The following is a 20,578-nucleotide window of genomic DNA, read 5'->3' on the forward strand; positions in this document are numbered from 1 at the left end:
GCTCCAGCTCCCAACAGAGTTCCTGTGCCCCGGAGGTGTAGCATGCCCACGCCACGCAAAGGCCCCATCCTGTCATCACTCGTTCTGGCCCTGCTGGGCTGGGAGTCGACCAGCGAGGCGGCCGTGCAGTGCCAGCGCACCTTGGTCGCCAACGTGGTGGCGCTGGACCAGCCACTGATGTTCAACCGCCTTGGCGCGCAAAACGCCAACGGCATGATGTTCGCCCTGCGCGAGGATGTGGTGGATGACAAGAACGTCCCCCTCAGCATGGGTGGGGCCGCCGTGCCGGGCAAGGTCACCCTGCGCCCGGACAAGCGCCCGCGGCCGATTGTGCTGCGGGTAGCCGCCGGTGAATGCCTTACCGTCAACCTGACCAACCTGCTCGACTATCGCGCCAACCCTAACAAGCATGGCATCGAAGCCGAGGGGCCTGAAGGGGAGGAACTGGAAAACCACGCCGCCGAAGGCTTCGTTGCCGATGAACAGGTCGCCGAGCGCATGGTCGGTTTCCAGGTCAACGGCATGCAGGCGGTCAACAGCATCGCCGATATTTCTGCCTACACCGGGCGTAACGGCAATTTCTTCGTCAGCCCTGGCAGCACCCGCAGCTATACCCTGTACGCCGAGCGTGAAGGTGCCTTCGCCGCCACCAGCAAGGCCGCCACCTTCGGCGGCGAAGGCGCTGCTGGCAACGTCGCAAACGGCTTGTTCGGCCAGGTGGTGGTGGTGCCAAAACTGGGCCGCACCTACCGCAATACCCTTACCGAAGAAGAAATGCGCCTGGCCACCACCGGCCGTACCGCCACCGGCCAGCCGGTGATCGACTACGAAGCCCGCTATCCGCAAGCTCAACCCTGGCTCGCCGAAGGCAAGGCCGGCAAGCCGATCATTGCCATGGTCAACGGCAACGAGATCATCAACAGCGAAACCGACGCTATCGTCATGGGGCCCAACCCGGACGGCAGCTTCCCCAAGTCCACCTACCCGCTGGAAAGCCTGGGCAAGCGCAACCCGGCACTGCCCAACCGGCTGGAAGCGTTCCGCGACTTCGCTTCGCAGTTCGCAGACGAAGTCGCCGGCACCCAAGCCTTCCCCGGCTACTGGGCCGACCCGGTCATGGGCCATGTACTGGAACCGACCCGCGACGCGTTCATGATCAACTATGGCTCCGGTGGCATGGGCGCTGAAGTGGTCGCCAACCGCCTGGGCGTGGGCCCGATGCACGATTGCCTGTCGTGTGCCTACGAAGAGTTCTTCCTCAGCGCCCATACCGTGGGCGACGTCGGTACCTTGGTGGATGTGCCGGCCAACGTCGGCCTCGAGCACATTCGCCCCGGCGAAGTACCACCGGCCAGCGCCGTCGGGGTCAAGGCCAGCATGGCCCTGTACCCGGCCGAACCGGCCAACGTGCACCACAGCTACATCGGCGACTTCACCAAGTTCCGCAATACCCACAACGGCCACGAGCAGCACATTTTCCACCTGCATGGTCACCAGTGGCTGTTCAACCCCAATGACGACAACTCCGACTACATTGATGCCCAGGGTATCGGCGCTGGCGTCGGCTACACCTACGAAATCGCCAACGGTGGCTCAGGCAACCGCAACCGGGTGGCCGGCGATGCGATCTACCACTGCCACTTCTACCCGCACTTTGCCCAAGGCATGTGGGCCATGTGGCGGGTACACGACGTGTTCGAGGAAGGCACCCGCCTGGAGGTCAGCGGGCAGGGCGAGAATGGTTTCCACAGTACGCCGTTCGCCTTGCGTAGCGGCAAGCCAGCGGTAGGCGCCCGGGCGCTGCCCGATGGCGAAATCGTCGCTGGCACGCCTATCCCGGCCATCGTGCCGCTGCCCGGCAAGGCCATGGCCCCGATGCCAGGCAAGGTTGTGGTAGTGCCGAAACTTTCCGAAGCGCTCGTTGCCGCCAACGACGACGATCACGACGACAATGATGAAGAAGAGGGCGATGACGACCACGCCAACCAGGCCCCCGTGCGCAAGGCTATCGGCTCCCTGGCCCTGGTCGATCGCACCGAAGCCAACCGTAACGCCGACGGCACCCTGAAAAACCCAGGCTACCCGTTCTGGATCGGTGGCATGGAAAGCAGCGTCGGCAACCGCCCACCCACCCCGCCGCTGGACATGCTCGACCCCGCCTTGGCCCGGCAGCTGAAAGACAGCGGCAAAGCGCTGTGGGCCAACCTGGACGCAAACCAGGTCGATGGCTGGGACGGTGGCCTTGGCCGCCACGCGCTAGACGGTGTATCCGCCGGCGGCGAAGCCGAAACGGTGACCACCAAGCTGGACTTCACCAAGGTGGTGCACAAGGCCAAGCCCATCTACCTGCCAGAAGAGGGCACCGATGTCGAGCAGGCGGCCATGCAGTTCCACGCCATGGCCGAGCACCCCAGCTATGCGCTGATCCCCGGCAGCCAGCCGGTGGCCAAGGCGTTCCGCACCAATGGCGCCTTGCCGACGGCCGGCGCGCCATTCTACGAGCCGTGCATGGATGACCGTGGCAAGCGCCTGACCCAGTCTTCGGGGGTGGGCGAGTTTGTCAGTGGCGAAAGCCTGACCGGCATGAACTTCCGTGGCGCCTCTACCTTTACCGCCGACCGCCCGCGCATCTACAAGGGCGCCAACATTCAGTTCGACGCGGTGTACAACAAGGTCGGCTACCACTTCCCGCAAGCGCGCATCATCGCCCTGTGGGAAGACGCCTGGCCGGTGATCACCAAGCAGCGCCCGCCAGAGCCGCTGGTGATGCGCATGAACACCTTCGACTGCACCATGTACCAGCACACCAACTTGATCCCCAACGTCTATGAAATGGACGACTACCAGGTGCGCACCCCGACCGACGTGATCGGCCAGCATATTCACCTGCCCAAGTGGGACCTGACTGCCGCCGACGGCTCGGCCAACGGCTGGAACTACGAAGACGGCATTCTCTCGCCCGGCAGCGTGGTAGAGCGGGTGCATGCCATTCGTGCCTTCAATGGCTGCACCGAAGGTGATACCCGCGACGGCACTGCCGCCTGCCCGAAAGCCAAGCAGCACCCGTACTTTGGCCGCTTTGGCCGGGCCGACTGGCTGGGCGCACGCACGGCCATGCAACGCTGGTTCGCCGACCCGCTGGTGAACGTGTACAACGTAGACCGTGGCCTGGGCACCATCTTCACCCACGACCACCTCGGCCCATCGACGCACCAGCAGCTTGGCTTGTATGCCACCGTACTGGCCGAACCTGCCGGCTCTACCTGGTACCACGCCGAAACCGGCGAACAGTTGTACAACCCGGGCACGCGGCAGGACGGTGGGCCGACCTCGTGGCAGGCGGTGATCCAGACCGGCGACCACGATGGCGATGGTAAAAACGACAGCTACCGTGAGTTTTTCCTGGAGTACAGCGACTTCCAGCATGCCTATGAAGCCGGCGTGTACGTGGGGGCAGGGCCGGATGGCATCCCCAATGCACAGTCTTACCCGGCCACTGCCGACAGCTTCCGCTACGCCATCAACCCACCGGTGCGTGGCAAGGCGTCGAACTTGCTGGAAGCCATTGTCGAAGAGCGCGGCGGCATCAACCCGGGCTGCCCCAGCCGGCCATGTCCGCAGGCGATCTCGGTGGATGACCCGGGCATGTTCGTCGTCAACTACCGTAACGAACCACTGGCCCTGCGTGTCTACGACCCGAACAAGGTCGGCCCCGACGGCAAGCGCGGCATGCAGGCCGACGGCCTCGCCGGCGACCTCAGCTATGCGCTGCAAACCCGCACCGACCGCGCCATTCCGGCGATGAACCTGGCACCGTCGGCGATCACCTCGGCAGTCGGCCCAACCGGTGGCACAACGCTGTTCCCGCCGCACATCAACCAGGCCGGCGGCGAGCCGGGTGACCCGTTCACGCCAATGCTGCGTACCTACTCCGGTGACAACGTGCGCCTGCGCATGCATGCCGGTGGCCATGAAGAAGAGCACAACGTAACCCTGCACGGCGTGAAGTGGCTGCAGAACGGGACCGGCTACGGCAATAGCTCCAACTCGGGCTGGAAGTCGTCGCAGATGATCGGTATTTCCGAGCAGCTGGGCTTCATGGCGCCGGTGTCGATGATCTCCAGCTCAGCCGCTACCAACGGCGACTACCTGTACTCGCTGGACGCCGCCCTGGAAGGCTACTGGAACGGTATCTGGGGCATCATGCGCAACTACACCACGCAGCGTGCCGACCTGTTCCCGCTGACCAACAACCCGCAGCCGGTGGCCATGCGCAACACCGTGAACTTTGACGGCATCTGCCCGAAAACCACGGCCAACCCCAACGGCATCGGCACCCGCACCACGGTCAAGCGCAACTACGAGATCGTTGCGGCACTGGCCAACGACATCCTCGAGAACCGCAACGGCGTCAGCATCAACGACCCGGCCGGTATCGGCCAGCATGTCGGCGGTGTACTCAAGGCCAACGGCGGCACCCTGGTGTTCAACAGCCGCAAAACTGCCATCCCGCTGGTGAGTGGGGTAGACCCCGAAGATGGGGAACCCTTCACCATCGGCGGCCACAGCGCGCCGCTGCACGACCCGACCGCGATCCTGTATGTGCGCAAGGCCGACCTGGACGCTACCACCGGCAAGCTCAAGGCGGGTGTACCGGTAGAGCCGCTGGTGCTGCGCGCCAACGCGGGCGACTGCATCAGCATCACCCTGGAGAACCGCCTGCCACTGGTCATGCCGGACCTGCCGAGCACTGCAGTGATGCACAACGTGGTCAAGCGTGACCGCTTCGGCAGCGAAGGCGCCACAGCCTTTGCCAACAACCTGATGCGGCCGTCCAGCCATGTTGGCCTGCATGCGCAACTGCTGGCCTACGACATCACCAAGTCCGATGGTGCCAACGTCGGCCTGAACCCGGTGCAGACCGTGCCGCCACGGGCCGGCACCAGCGGCGCCTACCCGACCAAGGTGTACCAGTACTACGCCGGGCACCTGGAGCGTGAAGGCAAGCCTGTGTCGCAACTGGGCCGCACGGTGGACAACATCAACACCACCGCGATCGAGTTTGGCGGCCTTAACCTGACCCCGTCGGACTTCATCAAACAGCCGCAGAAAGGCCTGGTGGGTGCCATGAGCATCCTGCCGCAAACCGCCACCTGGACCGAGGATGGCGCTACCCGTACCCAGGCCACGGTGAAGGTCAGCGGGCAGCCGGACTACCGCGACTTCGTCACGGTCTGGCAGCGGGCCCTGAACATGCGCTGGGCCGATGGCCGCCCGGTAGAAGGCATCAACACCGAAGGCAACGGCGCCGCCGGTGACCCGCAGGACAACGGCAACATGGCTGTCAACTACAAGACCGAGCCGTTGTGGCTGCGCTTCGGCATGGCGCCGGACTCGCCATTTGGCCGCGCCAACGGCCTTGGCTTTGGCGATGTGCCCAACGCCCACATGGCCTATGCCAACGCCCTGGTCGGTAGCGACCCGCAAACCCCAGTGCTGTACGCCAAGCCTGGCCAGCCCGTGCGCAACCATATCGTGATGCCCAGTGGCGGCAGCCGCGGCATGGTGTACCAGCTGGACGGCCACGTCTGGCCGCTGCACAACTACCAGGCCGAGAAGAATGATGTGGATGGCTACCCGATGAGCCTGCCGGGTATCGGTTCGGTGCGCTTCGGCTACAACCCCATGGCCATGTACATCGGTGCCCAGGAAAGCGTGCTGCCAGCGGCGCACTTCAGTTTCATGCTGCCGAGTGCCGGCGGGGCCAACGCGGTGGCGGGTGACTACCTGTTCCGCGACTACGCCGCCTACGGCAACCTCTCTGGGCTGTGGGGGATCTTGCGGGTGACCAACGAAGCGCCGCCGGCAACGGCCCCGGCGCAGTAACAGAAGGGGAGCGCGAGCATGAACAAGAAGACTCGCCCTGCTTACCTGGGGGTAATATTGGGGGCTGCGCTGATCGGCCTGGGCGTGGCGTATGAAAAGCTCTGGTGCGACCCCCGTGAGCTGTTGCAGGAGCCTGCCGACCCGCAGGCCTTGCACCGGCTCAGCCGGGACGGCGTGACCGTGGAATTCGAGGCCCGGCCGCTGGCCGGGGGCTCGCTGCAGGAAGGCGGTTTCGCCAATATCCGTTTCAAGGTCAGCGATCAGGCCAGCGGCCAGCCACTGTCGGGCATGGCCCCGGGGGCGTGGATCGACCCGGCGCAGTCAGCCCCCCTGGGCGACCGCGCACACAGCTGCAAATCGCGGGTCGCGCTGTTTCTCAAGAGCAGCATCGGCGCCAGGCCGCTGCTCGACCTGAACAGCTACTTTCTGCTGGTGCTGAACAACGATGCTAGCCTGACGGTGATCGACCCGACCGTGTCGGTGGGCGGCGTGACCAGCACCCTGGCGCGCATCGACCTGCCCGGGCGGCCGATGGACTGGGTGGCCACCACCGACGACAAACAGGTGTTCGTGTCGATTCCCGAGCGCGGCAAGGTGGCGCTGATCGACACCGAAACCTTCACCCGGGTGGCCGACATGGATGCTGGCGAGCAGCCCTTGCGCGTGGCCCTGCAGCCTGACCAGTTGCGCTTGTGGGTGGGCAACAACAGCAGCGATGCGGCCAAGGGTGGGGTTACCGTCATCGATGTGCCCAGCCGCAGCATGCTGAAAACATTCAATACTGGCAGCGGGCACCACGAAATCGCCTTCAGCGCTGACTCGCGCTATGCCTACGTCAGCAACCGCGACAGCGGCACCCTGAGCGTCATCGACATCCCTGAACTGCGCCTGGTCAAGACTCTCAAGGTTGGCCCGCACCCGCTGTCGGTCAGCTATTCGGCGTTGTCCCAGGCGGTGTATGTGGTGGATGGCGAAGAGGGCAACGTGCGCGTGTTCGATGCCCGTAGCCAGCAGTTGCGCCACACGGTCAAGGCCACGCAGGGCCTGGGGCCGATGCGCTTCAGCAGCGATGGGCGCTACGGTGTCGTGCTTAACACCCTGGAAAACCAGGCCCTGGTGATCGACGCCAGCACCGACAAGCTGATCCACACCATTGCGGTGGCGGCCGAACCCTACCAGCTGACCTTTACCAAAGGCTACGCCTACATTCGTGGCCTGGCTTCGCCGAAGGTCAGCATGATCAACCTGGCCAGCCTGGGTGAAGGGCGTACGCCTATCGTGCAAAGTTTCGAGGCAGGCCCGGCGGCACCGCGCCAGGCCGGTAACTTGCCGCTGGCACAGGGCCTGTCGGTGTCGCGTGATGACAATTCGGTGTTCGTGGTCAACCCGGTGGACAACACCACTTACTTCTACGCCGAAGGCATGAACGCGCCGATGTCCGGTTACAACAACCGCGGCCACCAGGCCCGTGCCGCCATTGTCGTCGACCGCAGCCTGCGTGAGGTGGCCCCCGGGGTGTACGGCTCGACGGTGAAGCTGCCCGCCGCCGGCAAGTTCGACGTGGCCTTCCTGCTCAACCAGCCACAGATCATCCACTGCTTCAGCACCGAGGTGGCAGAAGCGCCCAACGCCAGCAAGCGCAAAGGCGCACATGCCGAGTTCATCGGCCTTGACCAGCCACTGCCGCAGCACAGCAACCTCACTGCACGGGTGCGCATTGTCGGTGACGACGGCCAGCCACGCCTGGGCCTGAACGACCTGAGCCTGCGCTACTTCCTGGCACCCTCGTCGATGGCGCGCAACCTGCAGCTGCAGGAAGTGGGCGAGGGCGTGTACCAGGCGGCGCTGACCCTGCCCGAGGCCGGCGCCTGGTACCTGCATGTGCAGTCGCCCTCGTTGGGGCACAGGTTTTCCGAAGAAAACTACACCAGCCTGCGCGTCCTGCCGGCCGCAGCAAGCAACGCTTCCCAGACTGACGTGAGGAATGTGCGATGAACGCCAAGCATGCTTTCACACTGTTGGCCCTGAGCCTGGCGCTGAGCCTGGTACTGCCCAGCAGCCTGACCCTGGCCCACTCCGGCCACGACCACAGCGGCCATGCCGAGCAACCGCCAGCAGCGCATCAGGAAAAGGCCAGCGTGCGCTTTGCCGATGTGTCGTTGCTGAACCAGGACGGCATGCCGGTGCGCCTGGAGAAAGACCTGGTTGGCGACCACCTGGTGGTCATGGGCTTTATCTACACCAGCTGCACCACCGTGTGCCCAGTGGTGTCATCGATCATGGGCAAGGTCCAGCAGCAACTGGGCGGCCGGGTGGGCGAGGAAATCCGCCTGGTGTCGATCAGCGTCGATCCGCAGCGTGACGACGCCAAGCGCCTGCTGAACTACGCCAAGGCCTTCCAGAAGGGGCCAGGCTGGAGCTGGCTGACCGGCACCCCATACGCCATCACCGAAACCCTCAAGGGCCTGGGCAGCTTCAGCGCCGACCTCAGCCAGCACCCGCCGCTGATTTTGGTGGGTGACGGGCGCAGCGGGCACTGGACGCGCTACTACGGCTTCACCGACCCTGGGCTACTGATCGAGGAAATCAACCGCCTCAGCGCCCGCCGGGTACATGCCAAGAGCACGGCAATTGCCGACCACCACGAGGTGCAACCATGAGCACAGCAAGCGCTCGTCGCGCGGGCATGCGGGGTTTCGACTGGCTGGTACTGGGCGGCTGCCTGTGGATTCTTGCGTCGGTGGCGTTTGCCCACGAAGGCCATGGCCAGCAGGCGCCTGCGCCGCAGCCGGCGCCGCAGGCGATGACCAGTGGCGGCGGTACCCGCGATGCCCAGACCTGGTTCACCGACACCGTGCTGAAAGACCAGAACGGCCGCGAGCTGCGCTTTTACAGCGACGTGCTCAAGGACAAGGTGGTGATGCTCAACGTGATCTTCACCCACTGCACCGACGCCTGCCCGCTGATTACCCGCAAGCTGCGCGAAGTACGCGAAGCGATGGGGCCGCAGTTGGCCAGCCAGGTGACCTTTGTGTCGATCAGCAGCGACCCGCTGAACGATACCCCTGAGGCGCTCAAGGCGTTTGCCGAAAAGCAGGGAGTGGATGGGCCGAACTGGCTGTTCCTGACCGGCGACAAGGCCAGTGTCGACCTGGTGCTTGGCCGCATTGGGCAGTTCCTGCCCAGCCCCGAGCAGCATTCGACGCAGCTGATTGCCGGTGATGTGGCCGGCAAGCGCTGGAGCAAGATCCGCCCGGATGCACCCCCTGCGGCGATTGCCCAGCGCATGCAGCTGCTGACCCAGCCATTGGCGGGTCGGTGAGCAGCATGAATACCTGGACGGTTTTATGCTGGTTCTGCTGGCCTCATCGCCGGCAAGCCAGCTCCCACAGGGTTGATACCGCTCTTGAAGGTTGTGATACCCCTGTGGGAGCTGGCTTGCCGGCGATGAGGCCCGAACAGGCTAAAAAAGGCATCTGGGCAATACTGGCCCTGCTCACTAGCCTGGTACTAGGCACTTCGGCATTCGCCCTTGAACTCACCGACCACGAACAAGCCGGCAAGCGCCTCTACCGCGAAGGCCTGTCCAACAGCGACGCACAACTGCAGGCCCGGGTCGGCGCCAGCGACATGCGCGTCCCCGCCAGCGTACTGCCCTGTGCCAGCTGCCACGGCAGCGATGGCCGCGGCCGGGCCGAGGGCGGCGTGCGCCCGCCCAGCCTCGACTGGCAACGCCTGGCAATCGGCCAGGGCAAACGCGAGGTCAATGGGCGCCGTTACCCGGCCTACACCGACAGCAGCCTGGCCCGGGCCGTCCAGCAGGGCGTCGACCCTGCCGGCAACCGCCTGGACCCGGCCATGCCACGCTTCGAGCTGACCCTGGCCGACCAGCGCAATCTCACCGCCTACCTCAAGCGTCTGGCCCAGGAACGCGACCCCGGCGTAGAGGAAGGCGTGCTGCGCCTGGGCACGTTGATCCCCGCCAGCGGCCCGCTTGCCGAAGCCGGGCAGGTGATCCGTGCGGTGCTGGAAGATGGCCTGGCGCAACTCAACCAGCAAGGCGGGATCCACGGCCGGCGCCTGGAGCTGGTGGTGCTCGACCCAGGTCCCGACCCGGCCAGCGCCGAACGCGCCATGCGGCAGTTACTGGAGCAGGAGCGGGTATTCGCCCTGATCGCGCCACTGGCGCCGATGCTCGACCAGCGCCTGGCTGCCTTGCTGGCGCCGCAGAACGTACCGCTGATTGGCAGCACACCGCGCAGTGGCGGCAGTACGCAGATTTTCGACCCGCTACCCGGCCTGCCCGAGCAGTTGCTGAGCCTGGCCGGCCATGCTCGCACGGCGTTGGGCCTGGCCCCCGGCGACCTGCGCGTGGTGTATGCCGGCAATGAACAGGCAGCTTTGGCCGAGCAGCTGCGCGAACGTTTGCAGCAGCAGGGGTGGACACCGCCCGCGATCCAGGCCTTCGACGGCCAGGCTGTGGGCGGGCAGGGTATTGTCTTCCTTGGCCGCGCCCAGGCCTTTGCCGAGCTGGCCACGGCGTTGCAGGTGGCGGGCCGCCAACCTTACCTGTTCGCCGCCTCCAGCCAGGTAGCCGGGGCTGTGGCGCGGCTGCCGGAACAGTGGTCGCAACGGCTGTTCCTGGCTTACCCGTATGTGCCGGAGGACTGGACCGCGCAAGGCCTGGCAACCCTGGCCGGGCTGCAACAGCGTCAGGGCCTTGACCCACGCCAGGCGTCGCTGCAGGTCAATACCCTGTGCGCCCTGCGGCTGTTGAGCGAAGCACTGAAACAGATTGGCCGCGACGCCAGCCGCGAGCAACTGATCGCCGCACTGGAAGGCTTGCACGATGTGTCCACCGGCCTGACCCCGGCACTGGGCTTCGGCCCCGGTCGCCGCCAGGGCATGGCCGGGGCGCATGTGGTGGCGGTGGCCCTGCCGGGGCCGCAGTTCACCTCGGTTAGCCCCTACCGGCCAGTAGCGGACAGCCCTTGAACGGAGGTTGCCATGCGTATTGTATTGTTGTGCCTGTTGCTGGTGATGGCGCGGGTAAGCTGGGCTGACGTGCCTGCCGCCCGGGTCAATGGCGTTGAGATCGAGCTGATGCGCCTGGAGCGCTATTTTGCCGAGTACCTGAATGCCCAGGGCCGTGCGCTGACCAGTATCCGCAACCCGAGCCTGTACAAGCGCCTGCGCGATCAGGCGCTGAACGAGCTGATCGACAAGGAACTGCTGTGGCAGGAAGCGCAACGCCAAGGCATCGCCATCAGCGATGAGCAGGTAGCGGCGCACGTCGGTGAGGTGGAAACCGCCTTTGGCAGCCCGGCCATTTTCGAGCAGCGTCTGGCAGAGGCGGGCTTCGATCGGGCGCAGTACACTGAATACACCCGGCGCGAGATGGCGGCGCAGCAGGTGTATGCCCGGCTCAGCGCAGTCGACGCGCCGAGCCAGGCCCAGGTGGAGGCGTTTTATGATGCCAACCGAGTAAGGCTGCAAGGAGCGCAGAACCAAAGTGATAACCCTTCGGTCATACGCGAACAGGGCCTGGTGTTGGCCAGGGCCTTGCTCATCAGTCAAACACAAGCGCAGGCGCGTCAATTCGTGCGCCAACGTTTGCGCGAATCCGCTACAGTGGAGGTCGCTGACTGAAGCGCCTGATGGGGTTGCCCCCAAAGCTGGGGAATCGGTGTTTGGCAATGTGCCATCATTTTCCCCGCATGTGGGGAACCGGCGGGGTGTGCCTGCCCAATAGTTTTCCGGTGCTGGCCGGCACCCCAATAAAATCAGTAAGTTACAGTGGTGCAACATGACTATTCACGCCTGGCACGAAGCCTGCTCAAGCCTGTACAAGGGCGCACTTCGCAGACCGGGTAACCGGGCAGTTCTAGGGAGTCGACCTTGGTGAACAGAGTATTGGTAGTCGATGACGAACAGACTCTTGCGCAGAACCTGCAAGCGTACCTGCAGGCGCAAGGCCTGGAAGTTCATGTTGCCCACGACGGTGCCAGTGGTATCGATCAGGCTGTAAGCCTGGCACCGCAAGTAGTCGTGCTGGATTACCGCTTGCCCGACATGGAAGGTTTTAAGGTGCTGGAGGCTGTACGCAAGAACAGGCAGTGCCACTTCGTGCTGATTACCGCCCACCCCACCGTCGAGGTGCGTGAGCGGGCCGCCGAACTGGGTGTGAGCCATGTCCTGTTCAAGCCGTTCCCGTTGGCGGAACTGGCCCGTGCAATCTTCGACCTGATGGGCATCGAGCGCCGGCGCAGGGCCACGGACAACCCGGCAGAAGGGTTCGTCGAACGACGCCAGAACAGGAACGAATCGTTCCCCCTGCAGTTGTACGATGGAAGCTGGGTATTGGCCGACCGCCGCCGTAATGGCGCCAAGCCGCCAGGGCCCGACGACGATCAACTGCTCACAGGGGAATAGCGGCGCCCGCACCCCTGGCCGAGCCAGCCTGCGACGTGCCCCTGAGCGGAGTCGCAGGCCATGCCAGAAGTACTCGATGCAACTGTTACGGCCCAATCGCCGGCAAGCCAGCTCCCACAGGATGTATGCAGCCCTCAGACCTGTGGCGTACCTGTGGGAGCTGGCTTGCCGGCGATTGGGCCTGGGCAGGCAAAACAACTTCAAGCCTACCCCCGCGACCTCCTGGCCCAGGCCCGCCTGCAAGCCAGCGACGAGCGCCTGCTCAACTGCCTGGAACGCCTGGCCTGCGACACCCCGGCCACCTTCACCCAACGCCTGGCCCTGACCCTGCACTACCCGGTGCTGGACAGCCACACCCTGCTGGCCAGCAGCCCACGCTTCGACAAGGTCAGCCTGGCCATGTGCCTGAAGCGCGAATTCGCAGTGATCGAGCAGGGCGGCCAACTGCTCGGCGTATTCGCCGACCCGTTCGACCATGCCCGCCTGGCCTGGATCGACGACGTGCTGCAAGGCGCGCCGCTGTACCTGGCCCACGCCGCCGAACTGGCCACCTTCCTGGCCCGCCACGAAGAAAGCTTCCACGCCGTCGACGCCCTTGACCACGACGCCGAGGCCAGCAGCGAAAGCGACCCGCTGCAACGCCTGTCGCTGGCCAGCATCAGCGAAGACCAGAGCCGCGTGGTCAAGTTGGTCAACTCCACCCTGTACGACGCCCTCAAGCTGCACGCCAGCGACATTCACCTGGGCATGACCGGCCAGGGCCTGACCATCAAGTACCGCATCGATGGTGTGCTCAACGGCGCCGGCAAGGCCAGCGGCAGCGCCTTCGCCGACCAGGTGATCTCGCGCATCAAGGTCATGGCCGAGCTGGACATCGGCGAGAAACGCGTACCCCAGGACGGCCGTTTCAAGGTCGCCGTGGGCGACCGGCAAATCGACTTCCGGGTGTCGATCATGCCCAGCATCTTCGGTGAAGACGCGGTGCTGCGCGTGCTCGACAAGCAGGACCTGTCCGACCGGGTCAGCGGCGTGCAGCTGCAGGCCCTGGGCTTTGCCGACGAGACGCTGCGCGCCCTGCGCCGGCTGGCCGCCGAGCCCTACGGCATGATCCTGGTCACCGGCCCCACCGGCAGCGGCAAGACCACCACCCTGTACGCCATGATCAGCGAGATCAACCACGGCGTGGACAAGATCATCACCATCGAAGACCCGGTCGAGTACCAGCTACCCGGCGTGCTGCAAATCCCGGTCAACGAGAAGAAGGGCCTGACCTTCGCCCGCGGCCTGCGTTCGATCCTGCGCCATGACCCGGACAAGATCCTGGTCGGTGAGATTCGCGACCCGGACACCGCGCAGATTGCCGTGCAGTCGGCGCTTACCGGCCACCTGGTGTTCACCACCATCCACGCCAACAACGTGTTCGATGTAATCGGCCGCTTCAGCCAGATGCAGGTCGACCCCTACAGCTTCGTGTCTGCCCTGAACGCGGTGCTGGCCCAGCGCTTGATCCGCCTGGCCTGCCCGCACTGCGCCACGCCTTGCGAACACGACGACGACACCCTGTTCGGCTCGGGCCTGACCCGCGAAGGCGTGGCGGGCTGGAAGTTCGTCCGCGCCCAGGGTTGCGGCCAGTGCCGTGGCAGCGGCTACCGCGGGCGCAGTGCCATCGCCGAACTGCTGCACCTGGACGACGACCTGCGGCAGATGATCGTCGAGCGCCGCCCCCTGTCGCAGATCAAGACAACCGCCTGCCAGCGCGGCCTGCGCCTGCTGCGGGCCTCGGCCCTGGACCTGGTCCGTGATGGCCGCACCACCCTTGAGGAGATCAACCGTGTCACATTCATCTGACCGTTACTGCGCAGTACTCGGCGCCGAAGGTGTCGGCCTGGGTCGCTGGCACAAGAACAACCACCAATGGCTGGGCAGCCGCGCGTTGAGCTGCGATGCCGCACAACCGGCCTGGGAAGCCGCCGTGGATGCACTGGCCGCATTGCTGGCCGAGCATGCCGTACGCGGTGCCCAGTTGCGCGTGCTGCTGTCGGCCCGTTACAGCCGCTTCTGCCTGGTGCCCTGGAGCGATGCCATCGGCCACCCGCGTGAGCTGGATGCCTACGCCCGGGCCTGCTTCGAAAACCTGTATGGGCAGCCGCTGGACGACTGGCGCATCGTGCTGTCGCCAGAGCCTGCCGGCGCCGCGCGCATCGCCACGGCGCTTCCCGAAGCGCTGCTGCAACGGCTGCAGGCACTGGGCCGGGAAAGCCGCCTGAACCTGCGCTCGGTGCAGCCGTACCTGATGGCCGCCTACAACCGCTGCTCGGCCCAGCTGGAGCAGGGCGACTTCCTGTTCGTGCTGGCCGAGCCACGCCGCAGCGTGTTGCTGCTGGCCGCCGGTGGCGCCTGGCAGCAAGTGCTGGCGCAGGGCTGCGCCGACAGCGACCAGGCCCTGCAGGCCTTGATCGAGCGCACCTGCGAGCTGTACGGCGAGCACCTGCCACGGGTCTACCTGCATGCCCCGGGCCGGGGCGACGTGCCGCAACTGGCGGCGGTGCAGCTGTGCCAGCCGGCCAGCGAAGCCGACCCGCTGTGCGCCATGTGGCGGGCGGTGGCCTGACATGCGCCGCCTCGACCTGGAATTCCAGCCCCGGCGCAGCAGCCCGTTGGCCTGGTCGCTGCTCGCCCTGGGTAGCGCCGTGGTCGCCGGCCTGGTGCTGCTGCAACAACACTTGCAGGCCGAACAGGTCGACCTGGAGGCCAGCGTGCACAGCCTGGAGCTGCAACTGGGCCGCCGCCCGGCCACTGCAGCGCCGTTGAGCAGCGCCGCCAGCCGTGAGCAGGCCGAGCGCCTGGCACAGATGCAAAACGTTTCGCAGCAGTTGCAACGGCCTTGGCAACAGCTGTTCGCCATGCTCGAAGCCATGCCTCAGGACGACGTTGCGCTGCTTGGCCTGACCCCGGACGCGCGCAAGGGCCAGGTCCGCATTACCGCCGAGGCGCGCAACCTGGAAGCGATGCTGCAGTACCACCAGCGGCTGGACGCCAGTGACGAGCTCAGCGATGTGTCGTTGCTCAACCACGAGGTGCTGGCAGCGCAGCCCGAGCACCCGGTGCGCTTTACCCTCACTGCGACCTGGGAGACCGGCCATGCGCGCCCTTGAATCGCTGAACAGCCTGATCCTTCAGGAACGCCTGCGCCGTGTCGGCCCGGTCGGCCTGGCGGCAGTCGCCGTCGGTTTGCTGGCAATGGGCGTGATGGCTGCCGGGGTGCTGCCGCAGTGGCAGAACGTGCGTGAGCTGCGTGCCACCGAAGCGGACGCCAGCGTGCAGGTGCAGCGGGTCAAGCGCGGCGAGCTGAAGATTGCCGTCAAACCCGAGCAACAGGCGCTGGACAGCCTGCGCCAGCAGTTGCCGGGCCAGCCCCAGGCCAGCGCGCTGATCGAACGCCTGTATCACCTGGCCAGCGCCGAGCACATCAGCCTGGCCCGTGGTGAGTATGCCCTGGGCGTCGACCCCAAGACCCAGCTGGCGCGCTACCAGATCGTGCTGCCGGTACGCGGCAGCTATCCGCAGATTCGCGGCTTCCTCAAGGGCCTGCTCAAGCAACTGCCGACCCTGGTGCTGGAAGACCTTGAGCTGCAACGCAAACGCATCGGCGACAGCGAGCTGAACGCCCGCCTGCGCATGACCCTTTACCTGTCGAGGTCATGATGAACACACAACGTGCAGTCATCTGGGCCGGTTTCCTCGGCGTGAGTGCGGTGTTGGCCTGGGCGCCGGACCATTGGTTTGGGCAGGACGACGGCGTCGCGGCCTTCGCGGGTAAACCCGCTCCCACAGGGGCAGTGCAAACCGCCAAACCTGTGGGAGCGGGTTCACCCGCGAATAGGCCCGAACAGGCCTCCCGCGACCTGTTCCCAACCCAGCAATGGGCCAAACCCCAAGCCCTGGCCACCGTCACCGAACAACCCGTTGTCACCGCCCCGGTCGCAGCCCCGGTACCCACCGCCCCTGCCTTGCCGTTCCAGTTCATCGGCCGCATGGGCGAACGCGACGACCTGCAGATCTTTCTGCAGAACGGCGAAAAGCTTTACGTCGTGCGCCAGGGCGACGTCATCGAAGACACCTATCGCCTCGACCATGTCTCGGCCAGCGAGTTGAACCTGGTCTACCTGCCTTTGCATCAGTCGCAGACTTTGTCTGTAGGGAGCGCACCATGAAGTCGTCAAAGCTGTGCAAACCTGCTCCGTTCCTGCTGGTGGCGCTGTGCGTGGCCATCGCCGGTTGCGGCTCCAGTGCCGTACGCGAGGACAGCGACCAGCTGATGAAGGAAGGCCAGTACGAGGCCGGCATCGCCCGTCTGGAAGAGGCCCTGCGCGATGACCCGCGCGACACCGAACTGAACATCGCCCTGGCCCACAGCCGCCAGGCCGCCGTCGAGGCGCTGATCAGCCAGGCCGATGCCGACCGCGTCCGCCATGATTTCGCCAGCGCCCGCATGGGCTATGGCCGGGTGCTGACCCTGGAGCCGAACAACCGCCGCGCCCAGGAGGGTATCCGCCAGCTGGAACTGATCCGCACCCTCGACGAGCGCGTGGCCCTGGGCCAGGCGGCGCTGCGCCAGGGCGACCTGTTCGGTGCCGAGCGCTACATGCGCGAAGTGCTGCGCCTGGACCCGCAGAACCAGAAAGGCATGACCCTGCGCAGCGACATCGAAAACGTCCAGGCGCGCACCGCGCAGCCATTCCCGCAGTTGCGCAGCAAGCTGGAGCGGCCGGTGACCCTGGAGTTTCGCGACGCCAACCTGAAGACCATCTTCGAAGTGCTGTCGCAGGTGGCCGGCATCAACTTCATTTTCGACAAGGACCTGCGCCCGGACATGAAAGCCACCATCTTCGTGCGTGAAGTACGCATCGAGGACGCCGTGGCGCTGCTGCTGGAGCAGAACCAGCTGCGCCAGAAGATCGTCAACGACAATACCCTGATGATCTACCCCGACTCGCCGCAAAAGACCAAGGACTACCAGGAACTGGTCATGCGCACCTTCTACCTGACCAGCATCGACGCCAACACCGCCCTGAACATGGTCAAGACCATGCTCAAGACCCGCGACGTGTTCGTTGACGAGCGCCTTAACACCTTGACCATGCGCGACACCCCGGATGCCGTGCGCATGGCCGAGAAGCTGCTGCAGTCGCAGGACCAGTCCAACCCCGAGGTGGTGCTGGAAGTGGAGGTAATGGAAGTGGCCACCTCGCGCATTCTCGACCTGGGCCTGCAATGGCCAAACACGTTCGGTGTGCTGAGCGACGATGGCAACCCGGTCAGCGTGCTCGACCAGCTGCGCGGCATCAACTCCAGCCGCATCAGCATTGCGCCGGCACCGCAGGCCAAGATCAACGCCCAGGACAAGGACATCAACACGTTGGCCAGCCCGGTAATCCGCGTCAGCAACCGCGAGCAGGCGCGCATCCATATCGGCCAGCGGGTCCCGATCATCAGCGCCACCTCGGTGCCGTCCACCCAGGGCCCCGTGATCACCGAAAGCGTCACTTACCTGGACGTCGGTCTGAAGCTTGAAGTGCAACCGACCGTGCACCTGAACAACGAAGTGGCGATCAAGGTGGCGCTCGAGGTCAGTAACGCCACGCCGCTGGAAGCCACCCGCCAGGGCACCATCCCGGTTCAGGTCGACACCCGCAACGCGCAGACCAGCCTGCGCCTGCACGATGGCGAAACCCAGGTGCTGGCCGGCCTGGTGCGCAACGACCACAACGCCAGCGGCAACAAGATTCCTGGCCTTGGCGACATTCCTGGCCTGGGCCGGTTGTTCGGCAGCAACAAGGACGACATGAGCAAGAGCGAGTTGGTGCTGGCAATTACCCCGCGCATCGTGCGCAACCTGCCTTACCAAAGCCCGTCGGACATGGAGTTCGCCACCGGCACCGAGTCGGCCATGCAGGTACGGCAGATGGCGCCGCTGCCACCGATCGACGTACCTGGCAACGCGCCAACCACCGACGCCCCGGTTGTGGATAGCCAGATGGCGGTCGCCCCGGTCAACGGGAGCCCACGGCCATGAAAGCCCGACGCCACACGCACGGCTTCAGCCTGATCGAGGTGGTGCTGACCCTGGCATTGCTCGGCCTGCTGGCCAGCATGGCCGCGCCGCTGACCGAAACCGTGGTACGCCGCGGTAAAGAGCAGCAGTTGCGCGAGGCGCTGTACCAGATTCGCGACGCCATCGACACCTACAAGCGCGCCTTCGACGCCGGCTACATCGAGAAGCGCCTGGATGCCAGCGGCTACCCGCCGAACCTGCAGGTGCTGGTGGAAGGCGTGCGTGATGTGCGCAGCGCCAAAGGCGCCAAGTTCTACTTCCTGCGGCGCATCCCGCACGACCCGCTGCTGGCGGCCAAAGACGAAGACCAGGGTGGCTGGGGCCTGCGCGCCTACGACAGCAGCCCCGACAGCCCGCGCGAAGGCGAGGACGTATTCGATGTGTATTCCAAGGCCCGCGGCAAAGGCCTGAACAACATCCCCTACGGGCAATGGTGACAGCCATGAAACGCAGCAAAGGCTTCACCCTGATCGAACTGCTGGTGGTGATGGCGATCATCGCGACGCTGATGACCATCGCCATGCCGCGCTACTTCAACAGCCTGGAAAGCTCCCGCGAAGCCACCTTGCGCCAGAGCCTGGCAGTGCTGCGCGAGTCGCTGGACCACTTCTACGGCGACACCGGGCACTACCCCGACTCGCTGGAACAGCTGGTCGAGTTGCGTTACCTGCGCAATACCCCGATCGACCCAATCACCGAGCGCAGCGATGCCTGGCAGTTGGTGCCGCCGCCTGAAGGCGTGGCCGGCGGCGTGGCTGATATCAAGAGCGGTGCTACAGGGAGGGCGCGTGATGGCAGCCTCTTCGCTGAATGGTAAGGCCGACGGCGGCTTCACCTACCTGGGCGTGTTGCTGTTGATTGCGGTCAGCAGCGTGGCCCTGGCCGCCACCGGCACCATCTGGGCCAGCGCCGCCCAGCGCGACCGCGAACGCCAGCTGCTGTGGGTCGGCAGCCAGTATGCCCAGGCCCTGCGCAGCTACTACCGCGCCTCGCCGGGGCTGGCCCAGTACCCGCAGGCGCTTGCCGACCTGCTGCAGGACAACCGCTTCCCGCAGGCCCAGCGGCACATTCGCCGGCTGTACCCCGACCCGATCAGCAACAGCGACGAGTGGGGCCTGCTGCGCTCAATCGACGGCCGCATCACCGGTGTGTACAGCCGCTCGGACCAAACCCCGTTCAAGCGCAGTGGCTTTCGCACCGAATGGAGCGGGTTCGAGGGGCTGGAGCACTACAGCGACTGGCAGTTTGTCGCCGAGCAGGCGTTTACCGAAAGCGCCGCCGGCGCACAAACCCACAGCGGCCCGGGAGACACACCATGAACCGCCTGGCCGCGCTGTACCTGGGCCTGCTGTTGCTGGCCGTGCTGGCCGTGCTGGCCACGTCGGCCAAGGCCGGTGAGGAAGACGAGATGCAGGGTTTTATCGTCGACAACACCATCTCGCACATCGGTCACGACTTTTACTACTACTTCGCCGACCGCCTGCGCGCCACCAGCCGTCTGGACTTCAACCTGGTGGTGCGCGAGCGCCCGGATGCCCGCTGGGGCAGCCTGGTCACGGTGGAGTTCGACCGCGAGGTGCTGTACCGGCGCTTCCTGCCACCGAACACCACTGAACTCAAAGACGAGGCCGTCGCAGCGGCGGACCTGGTCAAGCAGCAAATCATTCAACGCAAGCTGCAACGCCTGCTGCAGGACACCACCGACTTGGAGAGGGACGAGCTATGAACCACCGCATACCCCGTTGCATCGCCGCCTGCCTGCTGGCCAGCGCTTGTGCTGCCCAGGCCACCGAGCTGGTGTACACCCCGGTCAACCCGGCGTTTGGCGGCAACCCGTTGAATGGCACTTGGCTGCTGAACAACGCCCAGGCGCAGAACGACTACGACGACCCCGACCTCAAGGACCGTGCCTCGGCCTTTACCGGTACCACGGCCCTGGAGCGCTTCAGCAACCAGCTGGAGTCGCGGATGTTGTCGCAATTGCTGGACAACATCAGTAACGGCAGCACCGGCAGCATGGCGACCGATGCGTTTCTCATCGACGTCATCGACGATTCCGGGGCCTTGAGCATCAAGGTTACCGATCGTGCCACTGGAGAAATTTCGATCATTGAGGTCAGCGGCCTGAACCCCTGAGAGGGAAGG

The 20,578-nt window shown here is 65.4% G+C and carries 18 protein-coding genes; all 18 read left to right on the plus strand.

What is annotated here, in order from left to right; all coding sequences use genetic code 11:
- The first annotated feature begins 42 nt into the window (after window positions 1-42).
- The 18 genes from mnxG to ACI2KG_RS15115 all read left to right on the plus strand — a co-directional run bounded on the left by mnxG (window position 43) and on the right by ACI2KG_RS15115 (window position 20,569).
- A complete protein-coding gene (gene mnxG, locus ACI2KG_RS15030) occupies window positions 43-5,886 on the plus strand; it encodes a manganese-oxidizing multicopper oxidase MnxG (protein ID WP_404662452.1) in 5,844 nt (1,947 codons plus the stop codon).
- Between the two features lie 18 nt (window positions 5,887-5,904).
- Window positions 5,905-7,881 carry a cytochrome D1 domain-containing protein gene (locus ACI2KG_RS15035; protein WP_404662453.1) on the plus strand — a complete coding sequence of 659 codons (1,977 nt, stop codon included), beginning with the start codon at window positions 5,905-5,907 and terminating at the stop codon, window positions 7,879-7,881.
- On the plus strand, window positions 7,878-8,546 hold the full coding sequence (locus ACI2KG_RS15040) for an SCO family protein (RefSeq protein WP_404662454.1): 669 nt from the start codon (window positions 7,878-7,880) through the stop codon (window positions 8,544-8,546). Before ACI2KG_RS15035 ends, ACI2KG_RS15040 begins: the two co-directional genes overlap by 4 nt.
- On the plus strand, window positions 8,543-9,208 hold the full coding sequence (locus tag ACI2KG_RS15045; protein ID WP_404662455.1) for an SCO family protein: 666 nt from the start codon (window positions 8,543-8,545) through the stop codon (window positions 9,206-9,208). Before ACI2KG_RS15040 ends, ACI2KG_RS15045 begins: the two co-directional genes overlap by 4 nt.
- A 182-nt stretch (window positions 9,209-9,390) precedes the next feature.
- The gene (locus ACI2KG_RS15050; protein ID WP_404662496.1) at window positions 9,391-10,881 is read left to right on the plus strand and encodes an ABC transporter substrate-binding protein; all 1,491 of its coding nucleotides are present in this window, start codon (window positions 9,391-9,393) and stop codon (window positions 10,879-10,881) included.
- 12 nt (window positions 10,882-10,893) lie between these two features.
- Entirely contained in the window at window positions 10,894-11,535 is a 642-nt protein-coding gene (locus tag ACI2KG_RS15055) for a SurA N-terminal domain-containing protein (RefSeq protein ID WP_404662456.1), read from the plus strand.
- 249 nt (window positions 11,536-11,784) lie between these two features.
- Window positions 11,785-12,318, plus strand: a complete 534-nt coding sequence (locus tag ACI2KG_RS15060; protein WP_404662457.1) for a response regulator — start codon at window positions 11,785-11,787, stop codon at window positions 12,316-12,318.
- 60 nt (window positions 12,319-12,378) lie between these two features.
- A complete protein-coding gene (locus ACI2KG_RS15065; protein ID WP_404662458.1) occupies window positions 12,379-14,166 on the plus strand; it encodes a GspE/PulE family protein in 1,788 nt (595 codons plus the stop codon).
- Window positions 14,150-14,929 (plus strand): hypothetical protein, encoded by a 780-nt coding sequence (locus ACI2KG_RS15070; protein WP_404662459.1) that lies wholly within the window; start codon window positions 14,150-14,152, stop codon window positions 14,927-14,929. Before ACI2KG_RS15065 ends, ACI2KG_RS15070 begins: the two co-directional genes overlap by 17 nt.
- 1 nt (window position 14,930) lies before the next feature.
- The gene (locus ACI2KG_RS15075; RefSeq protein WP_404662460.1) at window positions 14,931-15,473 is read left to right on the plus strand and encodes a pilus assembly protein; all 543 of its coding nucleotides are present in this window, start codon (window positions 14,931-14,933) and stop codon (window positions 15,471-15,473) included.
- Window positions 15,460-16,023 carry a type 4a pilus biogenesis protein PilO gene (gene pilO, locus ACI2KG_RS15080; protein ID WP_404662461.1) on the plus strand — a complete coding sequence of 188 codons (564 nt, stop codon included), beginning with the start codon at window positions 15,460-15,462 and terminating at the stop codon, window positions 16,021-16,023. The genes ACI2KG_RS15075 and pilO overlap by 14 nt, the downstream gene beginning before the upstream one ends.
- Entirely contained in the window at window positions 16,023-16,532 is a 510-nt protein-coding gene (locus ACI2KG_RS15085; RefSeq protein ID WP_404662462.1) for a hypothetical protein, read from the plus strand. The genes pilO and ACI2KG_RS15085 overlap by 1 nt, the downstream gene beginning before the upstream one ends.
- Window positions 16,529-18,394 (plus strand): secretin N-terminal domain-containing protein, encoded by a 1,866-nt coding sequence (locus ACI2KG_RS15090; protein WP_404662463.1) that lies wholly within the window; start codon window positions 16,529-16,531, stop codon window positions 18,392-18,394. Before ACI2KG_RS15085 ends, ACI2KG_RS15090 begins: the two co-directional genes overlap by 4 nt.
- On the plus strand, window positions 18,391-18,870 hold the full coding sequence (locus tag ACI2KG_RS15095) for a type II secretion system protein (RefSeq protein WP_404662464.1): 480 nt from the start codon (window positions 18,391-18,393) through the stop codon (window positions 18,868-18,870). Before ACI2KG_RS15090 ends, ACI2KG_RS15095 begins: the two co-directional genes overlap by 4 nt.
- 5 nt (window positions 18,871-18,875) lie before the next feature.
- Window positions 18,876-19,250, plus strand: coding sequence for a type II secretion system protein (locus ACI2KG_RS15100; RefSeq protein ID WP_400739565.1), 375 nt, complete (start codon window positions 18,876-18,878; stop codon window positions 19,248-19,250).
- Window positions 19,225-19,752 carry a type II secretion system protein gene (locus tag ACI2KG_RS15105; RefSeq protein WP_404662465.1) on the plus strand — a complete coding sequence of 176 codons (528 nt, stop codon included), beginning with the start codon at window positions 19,225-19,227 and terminating at the stop codon, window positions 19,750-19,752. The genes ACI2KG_RS15100 and ACI2KG_RS15105 overlap by 26 nt, the downstream gene beginning before the upstream one ends.
- Window positions 19,749-20,159, plus strand: coding sequence for a curli production assembly/transport protein CsgE (gene csgE / locus ACI2KG_RS15110; protein ID WP_404662466.1), 411 nt, complete (start codon window positions 19,749-19,751; stop codon window positions 20,157-20,159). The genes ACI2KG_RS15105 and csgE overlap by 4 nt, the downstream gene beginning before the upstream one ends.
- The gene (locus ACI2KG_RS15115) at window positions 20,156-20,569 is read left to right on the plus strand and encodes a curli assembly protein CsgF (RefSeq protein ID WP_016487339.1); all 414 of its coding nucleotides are present in this window, start codon (window positions 20,156-20,158) and stop codon (window positions 20,567-20,569) included. The genes csgE and ACI2KG_RS15115 overlap by 4 nt, the downstream gene beginning before the upstream one ends.
- Window positions 20,570-20,578: the final 9 nt, after the last annotated feature.

Origin of the sequence: Pseudomonas sp. NPDC089407 (assembly GCF_044900445.1) — a bacterium.
In the GTDB taxonomy this organism is placed as follows: Bacteria; Pseudomonadota; Gammaproteobacteria; order Pseudomonadales; family Pseudomonadaceae; genus Aquipseudomonas.